Origin of the sequence: Granulicella sibirica, from assembly GCF_004115155.1 — a bacterium.
Taxonomy (GTDB): Bacteria; Acidobacteriota; Terriglobia; order Terriglobales; family Acidobacteriaceae; genus Edaphobacter; species Edaphobacter sibiricus.
Genome location: NZ_RDSM01000001.1, coordinates 614,099 through 627,280 on the forward strand (window position 1 = coordinate 614,099; position 13,182 = coordinate 627,280).

9 protein-coding genes are annotated in these 13,182 nt (G+C 60.5%); 6 read left to right on the forward strand and 3 right to left on the reverse strand.

Annotated elements, in window-relative coordinates:
• Window positions 1-48: 48 nt before the first annotated feature.
• Window positions 49-1,308: a hypothetical protein gene (locus GRAN_RS02500; RefSeq protein WP_241654296.1), complete on the reverse strand. Its 1,260-nt coding sequence runs from the start codon at window positions 1,306-1,308 to the stop codon at window positions 49-51.
• Between the two features lie 206 nt (window positions 1,309-1,514).
• Here GRAN_RS02500 and GRAN_RS02505 point away from each other — a divergent pair, with 206 nt between their 5' ends.
• A complete protein-coding gene (locus GRAN_RS02505) occupies window positions 1,515-2,333 on the forward strand; it encodes a response regulator (RefSeq protein WP_128911427.1) in 819 nt (272 codons plus the stop codon).
• Window positions 2,334-2,355: 22 nt separating this feature from the next.
• Here GRAN_RS02505 and GRAN_RS02510 read toward each other — a convergent pair whose 3' ends face one another.
• A complete protein-coding gene (locus tag GRAN_RS02510; protein WP_128911428.1) occupies window positions 2,356-4,305 on the reverse strand; it encodes a PAS domain-containing sensor histidine kinase in 1,950 nt (649 codons plus the stop codon).
• Between the two features lie 24 nt (window positions 4,306-4,329).
• Window positions 4,330-5,802, reverse strand: coding sequence for an ATPase domain-containing protein (locus GRAN_RS02515; protein ID WP_128911429.1), 1,473 nt, complete (start codon window positions 5,800-5,802; stop codon window positions 4,330-4,332).
• A gap of 314 nt (window positions 5,803-6,116) precedes the next feature.
• Between GRAN_RS02515 and GRAN_RS02520 the strand changes: the two genes are divergently transcribed.
• The 5 genes from GRAN_RS02520 to htpG all read left to right on the forward strand — a co-directional run bounded on the left by GRAN_RS02520 (window position 6,117) and on the right by htpG (window position 13,163).
• Complete coding sequence (locus tag GRAN_RS02520; protein WP_128911430.1) at window positions 6,117-7,637, forward strand: TolC family protein; 1,521 nt, start codon at window positions 6,117-6,119, stop codon at window positions 7,635-7,637.
• Window positions 7,634-7,900, forward strand: coding sequence for a YtcA family lipoprotein (locus tag GRAN_RS02525; protein WP_128911431.1), 267 nt, complete (start codon window positions 7,634-7,636; stop codon window positions 7,898-7,900). Before GRAN_RS02520 ends, GRAN_RS02525 begins: the two co-directional genes overlap by 4 nt.
• A 19-nt stretch (window positions 7,901-7,919) precedes the next feature.
• Entirely contained in the window at window positions 7,920-9,128 is a 1,209-nt protein-coding gene (locus GRAN_RS02530) for an efflux RND transporter periplasmic adaptor subunit (protein ID WP_128911432.1), read from the forward strand.
• 2 nt (window positions 9,129-9,130) lie between these two features.
• The gene (locus tag GRAN_RS02535) at window positions 9,131-11,194 is read left to right on the forward strand and encodes an FUSC family protein (RefSeq protein WP_241654297.1); all 2,064 of its coding nucleotides are present in this window, start codon (window positions 9,131-9,133) and stop codon (window positions 11,192-11,194) included.
• 91 nt (window positions 11,195-11,285) lie between these two features.
• Window positions 11,286-13,163, forward strand: coding sequence for a molecular chaperone HtpG (gene htpG / locus GRAN_RS02540; RefSeq protein ID WP_128911433.1), 1,878 nt, complete (start codon window positions 11,286-11,288; stop codon window positions 13,161-13,163).
• The last annotated feature ends 19 nt before the right edge of the window (window positions 13,164-13,182 follow it).

Below are 13,182 nucleotides of genomic sequence, written 5' to 3' on the forward strand. Positions count from 1 at the left end.
AAGGCGGCGAGGCTGGATAAAGAGCCGCTTCCTTGCTACAGAAGGCGGCTACAGCAGGCGGGGAGGCCAGACGAAGAAGTCCTGCATCGCGCCGGGACGATGGGATAGCTGGTCGAGCTTCGCCATCGCCGCATAGTCGAGCATCTTCTCAAAGGAACGCTCTGGCGGATTCAGCCGCTTGAACGCTTCCGATACCTCAATACCCATTTCCACGGCGGCGGCTTTATTCGAAAGCAGGTCGTTGACTCGAGTCTGCAGGCACTCTTTCTCGAAGCAGAAGTTGAGCCGCTCGCGGTGAGGCAGATCCTGGAAGAACGTCTGACCGTGGTTGGTAAGGCATAGCGTCTTCGCACCAAAGGCCCGCATCACGCGGTCATGTGGCATCGATCCAGTATTCGCCGACATATCGATCGTGCCGAGCGAGTTGCGGATCAGGCCGATCGATTCGACATAGTCACAGTCGTCGATGTACTTGGCCTTCCCTTTGCTGAAATCGACATGATCCCAGTTGTTGCCGCGAATCTCGACCGGAAAGTCCATCAGGGCCTCGGCCATGCGTGTGCATTTCACCGCCCTGAGATAGTCGTCAAGTTGCGCAATGAAGAACAGACGCAGCCTGCGCAGGTTCTCGATGTCGAGACCATAACTTTCGAAGTACCGCATCACAACATCGTCGATCTGGTTGCTCGCCGGATCATCGAGATTGGCCTCAAGCTGATCGGCAATCTCCAGCAGGGCGCGCAACGGACGAGGCTCCATCACAGCCTCCCACATTCCGCGGATCAGGTTGGGATTCTTCCCGTTCTTCAGGAAAATCAGCGTGCCATTCTTCTTAGCCTCGATATCGATCTCGTCACGCGGTATCTCGTCGAGCACGATCGGAGGAAGCACGGCAATCGGGCCGTTGATGTTCGGGAGACGCCGTCTCAGTTCACACTGCTCGGCGAAGGCATAGAGCGAGATGAAATTACTGCTGCGAACGACGTGACGATCGAAAAAGTAAGCGGGCGAATCTCCATGCAGCGTGATGAAGGGAACACCGAGTTCCTGCCACAGGCTGACCTCCCTGCCCTCCTTCTGGATCGCGAGGTCCATCCCCATACCCACGCAGGAGAGCACGAACCGCACGCTTTGAAAGTTGATGCCTCTCAGCTGATCGAGCAGGTCGTTCATGTCGAGCAGGCTGACTTCGACAAGTTCGACACCAAGATCCTGGAGAACCGGCGCGAATGCTCTGCCAATGCCTTCCAGGGTGCCGCCGCGTGTCGTTCCGGAAAGAAAGATTACTTTGTCCAATGCATCCCTCATGTGACCTTGATCTTCTAGGGAAGGAATGCAATTTGATCGCCAACCGGGGGAGACCAGGGATTCGAATTCTCATAAGCCTAGCTAGAACTTCATTTAGAAAAGCCAGTCGAGAGGAATCACGCTAACGAATATGTCGTATATCCGACATAAGCTGTTACACTCACCCCGAGTCGACCCCGCGCTCAGAGTGCTTAGGAGGGAGTCCCATGTCCGTACCTCGTGTGCTTCTTGTCGATGACGACGAAGTCGTTCGTTTCAAGCTGGTGAAGGTCCTGGAAGAGCACGGCTTCGAGATCACCACAGCGAGCAACGTGCCGGAAGCCCTTCGCAGCATAGGTTCGGACGAGTATGACGTGCTCCTCAGCGACCTGCGTGCGCCCGGCCCTGGGGACGGACTGACCGTGGTGAGTGCTATGCGACAGGCCAATCCACGCGCTGTCACCCTCCTTCTACACGCCGAACCCGAAGTCGAGATGACGGATGCAATCTTCCTTCAGGCCGATGAGGTCATGATCCGGAAGACGGACGCGGCAACCCTGCTTGAGCTGATCAAGCAAAAGCTCGTAGCCGGGGCAGCTTCGCCGCGCGCCATCGAAACCGTTGCTTCCATTCTTGAGAGGACGATGGATGACACAATCCTGCATTGGCTTTCCATGGCACAGGCCTCCTCCATGTCGGCCGAAGTGCCTGTACCCCTTGAACGGCGCGCCGGCTATCTGAAGCGGATACTTCGCGATATCGTCGCGCGTCTTCGACTGCACGAGCCTCTCGGCACACATGGCATTCCCTCCCCGAATGCCGTCGCCCACGGGATTGCCCGAAGGATGCAGGGATACAGCGCGGCGATGGTCGTGGAGGAGTCACGCTTCCTTCAGGTCAGCATCTTTCAAACCTTGCAGAACAACCTCAACACGATTGATTTCAGCGTAGTGCTTCGCGACGTGATGACCATCGCCGACGAGGTCGACTTTCAGCTCGCCCAGATGCTTGAGAGCTTCGCCGACAAACAAAACGAAGCCATCTAAGACATACGGGCTGTCGCACCGCTCAGCGCGACCGCTCAGACGCCTCGATCGAAAACAATGGCTCGCGGGGAAGAAGAAGGCTGAACACCGTGCCGGTCCGCGGAAGCTGCGAGCTCGATTGCACCTGCATCCTTCCGCGATGCTTTTCGATGATGCCCTGCGAGATCCAGAGTCCAAGCCCCGTCCCGTTGATCCCCTTCGTCGTGTAGAACGGCTCGAAGATGCGGCATAGCACCTCCGCCGGCATCCCCCCGCCCGTGTCCGCAATGGTGATCCGCACGCCGGGAACGCCTGCCTTCCACATCCGGGCGTTACTTGTCCGGACTGTCAGCCTTCCTCCCGTGCGCATCGCGTCGACCGCGTTGCCGATGAGGTTGTTCAGCACTTGGCGAATGTCTCCCTCGTAGCACGTCACTGCATCAGCTCCCCGGTGATCGAGCCGCAACTCGATATTCGAGTTCCCCAGTCGTCCGTGATAGAGCGCAAGGGCGGTATCAATGAGCTCTTCCGGTTTCACCGCTCTCGGCCGGGTCGACTGCCTGTGAAAACGAAGTGTCTGGCTCGCGATCTGCGAGACCCGCCGAAGTTCCTGGTCCGCGAGGTCGAGCAGTGTGCGCACGGCCTCCGGAAGTTCGCCAGTATGCCGCGCCAGGTAGAGCAGATTCGTCACCGCCTCGAGCGGGTTGTTGATTTCATGTGAGATCGAAGCTGCCAGCCGCCCGACAGCCGCGAGCTTTTCACTCTGCACAAGCGCCGCCTCCGCCAGCTTCTGAGTGGTCATATCCGTCAGGAAGACAGCGACCTCGCTCAACCCCCTACTATCCTTTTGCGATGGAATCACCGTCGCCCCGAGCAGAAGAGGAATGAGCCGGCCATCCTTCGCTCGGAACTCCTTCTGGTACGGGTCGGCGACCCCGCGGGTGCGAAGCTGCTCAAGCGCGGTCTGGTCCACCTCGGCAAACTTTGGGGGTGTGATGTCATCCCAACGCACCTCGCCCCGCTCCACCTCTTCCGCCGTATACCCGAGCAGCTTCAGCAGGGTCGGGTTTGCGTAGGAGATCGTTCCCTGCTCCGTTCCGATCAGTACCCCAACGCTCGCATTCTCGATCAGCCGCCGGAACCGCTCTTCGCTCCGCCGCAGCTCCCCGTCTGCCCGCTTCTGGCGATCGATATCTGAGATCGCCACAACCCCGCCCGTCACCACGCCGTCATCATTGAAGATCGGTGCCGCCGCGATGCTGAGCCACGCCAGCGTCCCGTCGCCCCGCTCATATAGATAATCCTCCGGAGGAATCACGCGGCCTTGCATCATCGCACGTGGCAGCGGATACTCTTCTCCGCTCACCCTTCGTCCATCCGGGTGGAACGCCACCCATCGGCCATGGGACTCGATATCGGCTGTCTCCAGCAGCGGGTGCCGGACAATCGCCTCCAGGCTCCGATTGCCAAGCACGATCTCTCCCGAAGGTTTCGCCAGCAAAACTCCAACCGGGAGGTTATCGAGCATCACCTGCAGCGTCTCGCGCTCCTGTTTCAGCTCCGCCAGAGCCCCATCCCGCTCCCGCAGAGCATCGCGAATCTCGTACTGCCGCTTTCGCGATCGCACCGCCGCGCGCACCGTGCTCACCAGCGTCGCCGTTCGAATCGGCCTCTCCAACAGGATCGGCACACCAAGCGGAAGCCGCCCGTAATCCATACGCGGAGCCTCTTTGCCTCCGCTGGTCAGTAGGATGATCGGCAGATCCGACCACGCAGGCTGCTGGCCAATCACATTTCCCAACCGCCCGACGAACGCCGGGGTCAGCGCCTCTTCCGCGATAAACAGGGGCCCAATCGGATCCTCCTCGCCCCGTTCAAGAATCTCGTCGGCGGGCAGAACCGATTCCGCCTCAAGCCCATTCGCCCTCAGGACACCGGTAATCAACTCCCCATCGCGTCCCGTCGGAGCAATGACCCGCACAACAAGACTCATACCTTCGTTGCCTCTCCCGAGGTCTCAGTCATTCCGGCCGATCAGGTTCGGCACACCCGTTAAGACACCCCGGAAGGTTCTCAGCGGCTCTCCGATTGCGAGACCGCTATCGTCCTTCATGCTGAACTCTCGCAGCGTTCGCTCATGTCGGCCGACCCGTTGCTTGAGAACGGAAATCACCTGCCGGATCTCCCCCTCGTTTTCGAAGTATCGCAACAGGACAACGGTGTCAGCCAGATAGCTCACATCGATCTCGGTCTGCATCTCGCCCACGAGGCCATGCTGCGTCATGATGATGAACGTGACGACCCCCTTCTGGCTCAGATACGCCAGGAGCTCGTGCATCTGCAAAATCAGGTCGCGTTCGCCCGGCATCGAGTTCAAAAAGCCATTCAGGCTGTCGATGACGACGACCCGCGTATCCCGCTCCTCTACATCGGACCGGATCTGCCAGATGAACTCTCCAGGTGACAACTCCGCCGGATCCACCTGCGACATCGCCAAATTTCCATCCCGGATATGCCTTCTAACGTCCAATCCGAGCGCCGTGGCCCGATCCTGCGCGATCCGCAGCACCTCGTCGAACGCGTACACGATCGCGCGGTCGCCACGAGCTGTCGCGGCGCACGCGTACTGAAGCGCCACGGTTGATTTGCCCGCACCCGTCGGCCCGATCAAAAGCGTCGAAGACCCTCGGCAGATGCCGCCGCCGAACATCGTATCCAATTCCGGCAGACCGCTTTTAACCCGTTCCTCATAGAAATCATCGCCATGCTCGCCCGCGATCAGGCGCGGGTAGATACGGATCCCGCCTGTCTTGATGGTGTAGTCGTGAAAGCCCTCGCGATACGCCGTCCCCCGCAGCTTCACGATCTCGATCTGGCGACGCGTCACGCCGTAAGTCCTCTGCACCTTGTCCAACCGCAGCACGCCATGCGCGATGCTCTGTAACTGCATGTCGCTTCCTTCGGCGGTTTGGTCGTCGAGGAGCACCACAGTCGTGTCGCGCCCGGCGAAAAACTGCTTCAGTGCAAGCAGTTGCCGGCGATAGCGCATCGTGTCCGCAGCCAGAAGACGAAGCTCGGAGAGCGAATCGATCACAAGCCGATCCGGTTTCACCTGTTCAATAAGCTCGGTCAGCTTTTGAACCGTCGCCGCCAGTTCGACTTCGCTAGGGTGGAACACCGTATATTGCTGCTCCGGCGAGAGGCTCGCCTCCTCCGGGATAAATTCGGCGATCGGAAGGTTGTCCGCGTCCCAGCCGTGTGAGCGGGCCGAAGCCTGAAGCTCCAACTTTGACTCCGAAAGCGTCACGTAAAGCGACTTCTCCCCGCTCTTGACCCCCTGGATGATGAACTGCATCGCCAAGGTTGTCTTTCCAGTCCCCGGCGTCCCTTCCAGAAGATACATCTGCCCTGCCGGCAGGCCGCCCGAGAGAATGTCATTGAGTCCGGCGACGCCCGTGTCAACTCGTTGAGGTTGCTTGATGGTGTCCATACTCCTCCAGCATATCCGCTTGGATGCACCATGGACGGCACTCGTTTTTCCGTTCGTCATCCACCCTACTTACAGCGCAAAATGCCCCTTTAGTACAATCTTCGCAAATACCCTTACTATCGGCTCTCTATAGCCTCAGCCCAAGGGCGGGAAAGATGTTTCATCCGTATGCCACGTCCTTTATGAAGGATCTTCGACGCAAAGCACGCACTGGCCGCCGTCCTTGGGAGAGACAGAGGGACACTGCGCTGCGGGCATTGTTTGCGTACCTCCGGCGTCCGCAACCGTACGCTTACCCTCACCTGAAAGGCTTCATGCTCCTCCACCCGGGACCTAGGCTCAGCGTCACGCTTCTTCTAGCCGCCGTCTCTCTATGCCCCGCGCGAAGCGCACAAGCCCAATGCGACGGTGTGGCCTCGACGCCGGCTTCCGTCGCAGACTGCGCCGCCCGCGCCATCCCCGCCGACACTATCGCCAAGATCGATCCCAACCACACCTACAGCCTCGCCGAACTCATCGACCTCGCCGAGCGCAACAACCCACGCACCCGCATCGTCTGGGAACGCGCCCGGCAGAGCGCCGAACGCCTCGGCCTCGAGAAGAGCGAGTACTATCCCCTCCTTGCAGCCGCCGCCACCTTTGCTGACCAGCGCACCATCAGCCCGTTCCCCAAACCGCTCGCTCCCCGCGGGTACACCCTCGCCGAGATCCCGCTCACCGAGCCCGAAGTCACCCTGAACTATCTCCTCTTCGACTTCGGAGGACGCGCCGCCAGGGTCGACTCCGCCCGTGCCGAAAAGCTTGCCGCCGGGGCCAACTTCATCGCCGCCAACCAGCAGGTCGCCTTCTCCGTCGCCAGCAACTACTACAAGCTGCTCACCGCGCAGGAACGCCTCGTCGCCACCAAAGACACTCTCAAGACCGCGCAAACCACCCAGGACGCCGCCGAAAACCAGCTCGCCAACGGCCGTTCCACCATGCCCGACGTCTTGAACGCCCGCGCCGAGACTGCCCAGGCCGTGTTCGACATGGAATCGGCCGACGGTGACGAGAAGATCGCCCGCGTGCAGCTCTCAGAAGTCGTCGGTGCCGAGCCATCACCTTTCATCACCATCGACGCGCAGAAAGACTCGCCCCTGCCCGCAAGCCTCTCGCTCTCGATCGAAGAGTTGATCGACCGAGCCATCAAGGATCGCCCCGACCTCGCCGCCGAGGTCGCTGACATCCGCGCCGCCGAAGACGCCGTCCGCAACGCCAAAGCCGCCTATCGCCCAAAGATCGAGCTCTCCGGCTCTGCCGGATACCTCTCCATCTTCCCCAGCACGGACTACGGTCAGCTCGGGAATGCCAGCGCCGTCGTCTGGTCGGGAGCCCTTGGGATCGAGTGGCGCGTCTTCGATGGCGGCGCCCGCAAGAACAACCTCCTGATCGCCAAATCCAGGGAGCGCGAAGCCAAGGACAGCCTGAGGGAAACGAAAGACAAGGCCGTCCGCGAGGTCTGGACCGCCTACATCGCCTTCCACACCGCACAGCGCCAGCACGATGCCTCGATCGCCCTTCTTGACTCCGCCAACAGTTCGTACTCCGCCTCACTCGAGGCCTATCAATATGGAGTGAAGAACCTCGTCGATGTCGTCACCGCCGAGCGCCAGTTGGCACAGGCGCGGCTGTCCGGCGTCACGGCCCGCTCGCGCCTCCTGCTCGAAGCCGTCGACCTCGAATTCGTCACCGGAAATCTCCTGCGTAGCCTGCCGCCCGCAGCGAAGCTGCAATCCCTCGATACAGTAAAGCCAAAGGACGGTACTTTGAAGCAAGAGGATGGTCAGAAGCCATGAAGACGCGGCGTCAACCAGCACTACTCGCGGCGTGCTGCCTGCTCTGCACAGGCTGTGCAAGGAACGCGCCCAATGTCAGCATCATCGGCTCCTTCTTCCCCGTATGGATGGTGTGCCTCGCCATTGCCGTCGTGCTCACCTTCATGGTCCACACCGTTCTTGTCCGCCTTCGCCTCGACACCGAGGTCGGTCCCGTCGCGCTCTTCTACCCAAGCGTCGTCGTCCTCTTCACCAGCCTGCTCTGGCTGATTTTCTTTCGCTGATTTCGATAAGGAACATCCCATGGCAACCCCTGAACCAACGCCTGAAGATCTAAAACGCAAACGTACCGGCAGGATCATCGCGATCGTGGCCGTCTCAGCTGCGATCCTTTTCCTCGCGCTCGTCGTCATCCAGACCCAGGAGCATCCACGCACCGACGACGCCAGCGTCCGCGCCAACTTCATCGAAATCGCCCCGGAAGTCAGCGGCAAGCTCACGGAACTTCCCGTCAAAGACAACGCGTTCGTCAAGAAGGGTGGCTTGCTCTTCGCGATCGATCCGCGCCCCTATGAATACGCCCTCCAACAGGCCCTCTCTGATCAGGAAGCGCTCGAGCAGCAGATCATCGACGCCAAACGCAAGATCGCCGCCCAGAGCAGCGCCGCCCAAGCCGCCAAGGCCAACGTCCACACCTCCACCACGGGCATCAAGACAGCATCCAGCAGCATCGACCTCGCCAAGGCGACGGTCGTTCGCGCCCAGGCGGCGGCCGATGCCGCCAAGGCCAACCTCACACTCCAGACCAACAATCTCCACCGCATCGAACCCCTGCTGAAGAAGCAGTATGTCACCGTCGAACAGATCGACCAGGCCAACACCACCGTCCGCGTCGCCCAGGGAACCTACGACGAATCCGAGGCAGCTCTTCTCGAAGCGAAGGCGCAGCTCGACGAGGCCATTCTTCGCCACGAAGCCGCCGGTGCAGCGGCTGCGGAGTCCGAAGCCAAGTTCGGACAGGCCATCCACACCATCGACACTGTCGATACGTTGATGTCCGAGCGCCCCGCAAAAGCCGCCAAGGTCCTGAGCGCGCAACTCGACCTGGAACGCTGCAAGGTCGTGGCGCCCTTCGATGCCTACGTCACCAATCTGAACATCTCCGAAGGTGCCTATGCCCATCCCGGCGCCGCTATGTTCACCTTGATCGACACCCGCACTTGGTATGTCATCGCCAACTACCGCGAAGCCAAGCTCCGCCACATCCACATTGGCTCGCATGTCGACCTGTACCTCATGGGCCATCCCGAGCGGCGCTTCAGCGGCCTCGTCGAGAGCGTCGGCTTCGGCGTCTTCCCCGAGGACGGCAAGGTCTCCGACGGCCTCCCGAACATCGACCGTACCCTCAACTGGGTCCATCTCTCGAGCCGCTTCCCTGTCCGCATCCGAGTAGAGAATCCTGACCTCGATCTCTTCCGCATCGGGGCCACCGCCGTCACGGTTGTGAGATAGCCGTGCCGGCCCCGCCAAGTCCATCCTGGTTCGACCGTCTCCTCCAGGACCTGCAGCCCACCCCCGGCCGCATGAACGGCGCGCTGCGGGTCGTCCTCGCCTCCGTCATTGCACTTATCCTGCTGGAAACGCTGCAGATGCCGTTCATCTCGATCGGCCTCTACTTCATCTTTCTCGTCGGACGCGACAGCCCCGCCGTATCCCTGCGCTCGGCGTCCTTCTCTTTCGCGGTCGTAGCCCTCGCGGTCATCATCGAGTTCGCCGTTGTCATCCTCACCGACAATGACCCCATGGCGCGCATCCTGAGCGTCGCGCTCTGCACCTTCCTCGGAGCGATGCTCGTCGCCGCCAGCAGCGCCCCCGCGCTGGGCTCCGCGTTCGGCCTCATCTTCTGCACCGTTATCGGTCTCTGGGAGAACCATGCCACCGCCGACCGCCTGACCAAGACCTCGCTCTACCTCCTTGGCACCTTCTCTATCTCGCTCGGCTGCGCGGTCGGGGTCGAGTACATCTTCGGAGACCGCAATCCTGCCGACAAGCTGCAGCAGCAGCGCCTCATCCGTTACAAGGCGCTCGAAAACATGTTCAATCTCTATGCCCAGGGCGCTCCCAAGGAACAGCGCGCAGTCGCCGCGGCCGCGGTATCCCGCCTCGCCGTCGCTGGACAGTCCGGAATGATGTCCCTGTACAACACGATCGTCGAACGCAACCTCAAGACCGGGGTACTCCCCATCGCGCTCCGCGTGCGCATCACGTTGCTCGCGCAGTTGATGGACGTTGCCGCCGCCTTCGGCCTCCAGAACGAGACCCAGGACGACCCCGCCTTCCGCGCCCGCTGCGCCCGTATCGCCGTCGAATGCAGCCATCTCGCGCCCGGCTACTTCACCCGGGCAGATGAACTCGACGAGCGCGACCTCGACACCAATCCGACGCTACTCGACCGCGTCGAAGCCGTCCTCCACTCCATCCTCATCATGCCGCTCGACCTCGGCGACATTCGCAAGCAGGAACTCGTCGCCCTACCCGCAAACAAGGTTCCCTTCTTCATTCCGGGAGCCCTGCGAAGCGCAAGCTCCGTCGCCTTTGCCCTGAAGATCAGCCTCTGCGCCACACTTTGCTACATCATCTACCATGCCCTCGACTACCCCGGCATCTCCACCTGCGTCACCACCGTCATGGTCACTGGCCTCAGCAGCACCGGGGCCATCAAGCAGAAGTTCGTCTTCCGGCTGCTCGGAGCGATCATTGGCGGACTCATCCTCGGTCTCGGAGCCGTCTCCCTTTTTTTTCCATACATGGACTCCATTACCTCGCTCGTCGTCATGGTCATCTTCATTGCGTTTATCTCCGCGTGGACGGCCGAGGGCCCGCGCTTCAACTACATCGGCCTGCAGATCGCCTTTTCCTTCTACTCGGTAGCCTTCGACGGCTTCACCGCTCCCACCGAGCTTGCCCCCGCGCGTGATCGACTCATCGGCATCATGCTTGCCCTCGCCGTCATGTGGTTCGTCTTCGACCAGATATGGCCCGTACGCACCGTTGTCGTCATGCGCCAGGGCTTCGCCTCGGTGCTGCGCGCCGGTGCAAGCGTCTTCAACATCGTTCAGAATGACGAACCCTACGACCAGCTTGTTCGGAAGGCAGACTCTCTCCGCGACCGCGTCGGCAAGAACATCGCCGGCCTCCGCACCATGAGCGAGTCCGTCGAGTTCGACTTCGGTGCCGACCGCGACCTCCAGATGCACTCCAGCGAACTCATCCTCCGCGGAGCCATCACCGCCGGAGCACTCTTCTGGAACCAGCTCGCCGTTCTCCACAGCGAAGCCGATGCCGACTTCCTCACAGAACCAGGCCTCATCGCCATGCGCGAACGCCTCGCTGGCCATCTCAACAGGATGGCCGACTACGTGACCGAAAAGATACCCTTCCCTACCGAGGATCCAGCCGCTCTCGTCTCCCCAGAGCTCCTCGCCAGTGCCCGCTTCGGAGAGTATGCCCAGAACACCGTGGCCCGCTTCGACGAACTCCAGTCGAACGTCTGCTCCATGATCAGCCTGAAGGTCTAGCGATCAAAACCCGGTAAATACCCCCTGGCCGTCAGGATTGAATGCGTGGGGACCTTCGCTTTCTCTTTGTTTTTGGCGATAATAGAGATCTATGTCGAAGCGCGAATTTCAAACTGAAGTCTCCCAACTCCTCCAGCTCATCATTCATTCCCTCTACTCGCATCCTGAGATCTTCCTGCGCGAGCTCATCTCGAACTCGTCGGACGCTCTCGACAAACTCCGCTATCTCACCCTCACCGACGAAACCTTCAAGAGCTTCCCCTTTACCCCCCGGATCGACCTCGAACTCGACGAGGAGAACAAGACCCTCACCCTCGCCGACAACGGCATCGGCATGAACGAAGAGGATCTCGTCTCGCATCTCGGCACCATCGCACGCTCGGGAACAAAGAACTTCCTCTCCCAGCTCTCCGGAGATGCAAAGAAGGACTCGAACCTCATCGGCCAGTTCGGCGTCGGCTTCTACAGCGCCTTCATGGTCGCCGACAAGATCGAAGTCGTCTCCCGCAAAGCTGGCGAAGACAAGGCCTGGCGCTGGATCAGCGACGGCAAGACCGGCTTCGACATCTCTCCCGCCGAGCGCGATACCGCTGGCACCACGATCCTTCTTCACTTCAACGAAGAGGGCAAGGTGTACGCCAATAGCTGGCGCTTGCAGGAGGTCGTCAAGAAGTACTCCAACCACATCGCCTTCCCCATCTTCCTCACGTACGACAAGAGCGAATGGAACGCGGAGGAGAAGAAGTCCGAGAAGACTCGCACCACCGAGCAGGTCAACGCGGCCAGCGCACTCTGGCGTCGCTCCAAGAGCGAACTTACCGACGAGGACTACAAGGAGCTCTATAAGTCGATCACAGGCGAGTCGCAGGATCCGCTCTTCTGGTTCCACACCAAGGCCGAGGGAAGCCTCGAATACACCACGCTCTTCTACATTCCCGCGAAAGCCCCGCTCGATCTCTATCAGGCCGAGTACAAGGTTGGCGTCAAGCTCTACGTCAAGCGCGTCTTCATCATGGACGACGCCAAGGAGCTTCTGCCGCAGTATCTCCGCTTCGTCCGCGGCATCATCGACAGCGAAGATCTTCCGCTGAACGTCAGCCGCGAAATTCTCCAGCAGAACCGCATCCTCACCACAATCCGCACCGCCAGCGTCAAGAAGATCCTGACCGAGCTGAAGAACATCGCAACGAACCAGCCGGAGAAGTATCTCGAGTTCATCACCGAGTACAACCGTCCCCTCAAGGAAGGTCTGCACAACGACTACGCGAACCGCGAAACCCTCCTCGATCTCATCCGCTTCAAGTCGACCAAGGTCGAAGGCCTCACCAGCCTCGCTGACGTCAAGTCGCGCATGAAGGACGGGCAGAAGAGCATCTACTACATCACCGGAGGTAACGAGGGTCTTTTGCGAACTTCGCCTCTGCTCGAGATCTACAAGAAGAAGGACCTCGAAGTGCTAATCCTCGATGACGACATCGACGAGATCGTCTTCTCCGGCGTCGATAAGTATGAGGAAATCGACCTCAAGGCGGTCAACAAGGCCTCCACGAGCGAAGACCTCAAGGACGATGCCGAAGCCGAACAGACAGCCGACAAGACCAAGGAGCTACAGCCTCTGCTCGATAAGCTGAAGGCAACGCTCGGCGACCAGGTCAAAGATGTTCGCGCTTCGGTTCGCCTCGCCGACAGCCCATCCTGCATCGTCTCCGATGAAGAAGAGCCATCACTGCAAATGCTGCAAATGCTCCGCGCCATGGGCCAGAAGGACATCCCGGCGGTAAAGCCCACCCTCGAGATCAACCCCGATCACGAGATCGTCAAGAAGCTCCTCGCCCGTTCCGACGACTCCGTCGCCCAGGACGCCGCGTGGCTGCTCTTCGACCAGGCTTTGCTGATGGAAGGCGTGCCGCTCAAGGATCCTGGCACCTTCGTTCAACGCCTCAATCGCGTCCTCAACCTGTCGATCTAGCTCGCGAACCGTGTGGCTG

What these genes read in the sequence shown, in the direction of transcription:
- GRAN_RS02515 (WP_128911429.1), bottom strand. Translation starts at nt 5,802, where the DNA reads ATGGACACCATCAAGCAACCTCAACGAGTTGACACGGGCGTCGCCGGA.
- GRAN_RS02525 (WP_128911431.1), top strand. Translation starts at nt 7,634, where the DNA reads ATGAAGACGCGGCGTCAACCAGCACTACTCGCGGCGTGCTGCCTGCTC.
- GRAN_RS02500 (WP_241654296.1), bottom strand. Translation starts at nt 1,308, where the DNA reads ATGAGGGATGCATTGGACAAAGTAATCTTTCTTTCCGGAACGACACGC.
- GRAN_RS02505 (WP_128911427.1), top strand. Translation starts at nt 1,515, where the DNA reads ATGTCCGTACCTCGTGTGCTTCTTGTCGATGACGACGAAGTCGTTCGT.
- GRAN_RS02520 (WP_128911430.1), top strand. Translation starts at nt 6,117, where the DNA reads ATGCTCCTCCACCCGGGACCTAGGCTCAGCGTCACGCTTCTTCTAGCC.
- GRAN_RS02510 (WP_128911428.1), bottom strand. Translation starts at nt 4,305, where the DNA reads ATGAGTCTTGTTGTGCGGGTCATTGCTCCGACGGGACGCGATGGGGAG.
- GRAN_RS02530 (WP_128911432.1), top strand. Translation starts at nt 7,920, where the DNA reads ATGGCAACCCCTGAACCAACGCCTGAAGATCTAAAACGCAAACGTACC.
- htpG (WP_128911433.1), top strand. Translation starts at nt 11,286, where the DNA reads ATGTCGAAGCGCGAATTTCAAACTGAAGTCTCCCAACTCCTCCAGCTC.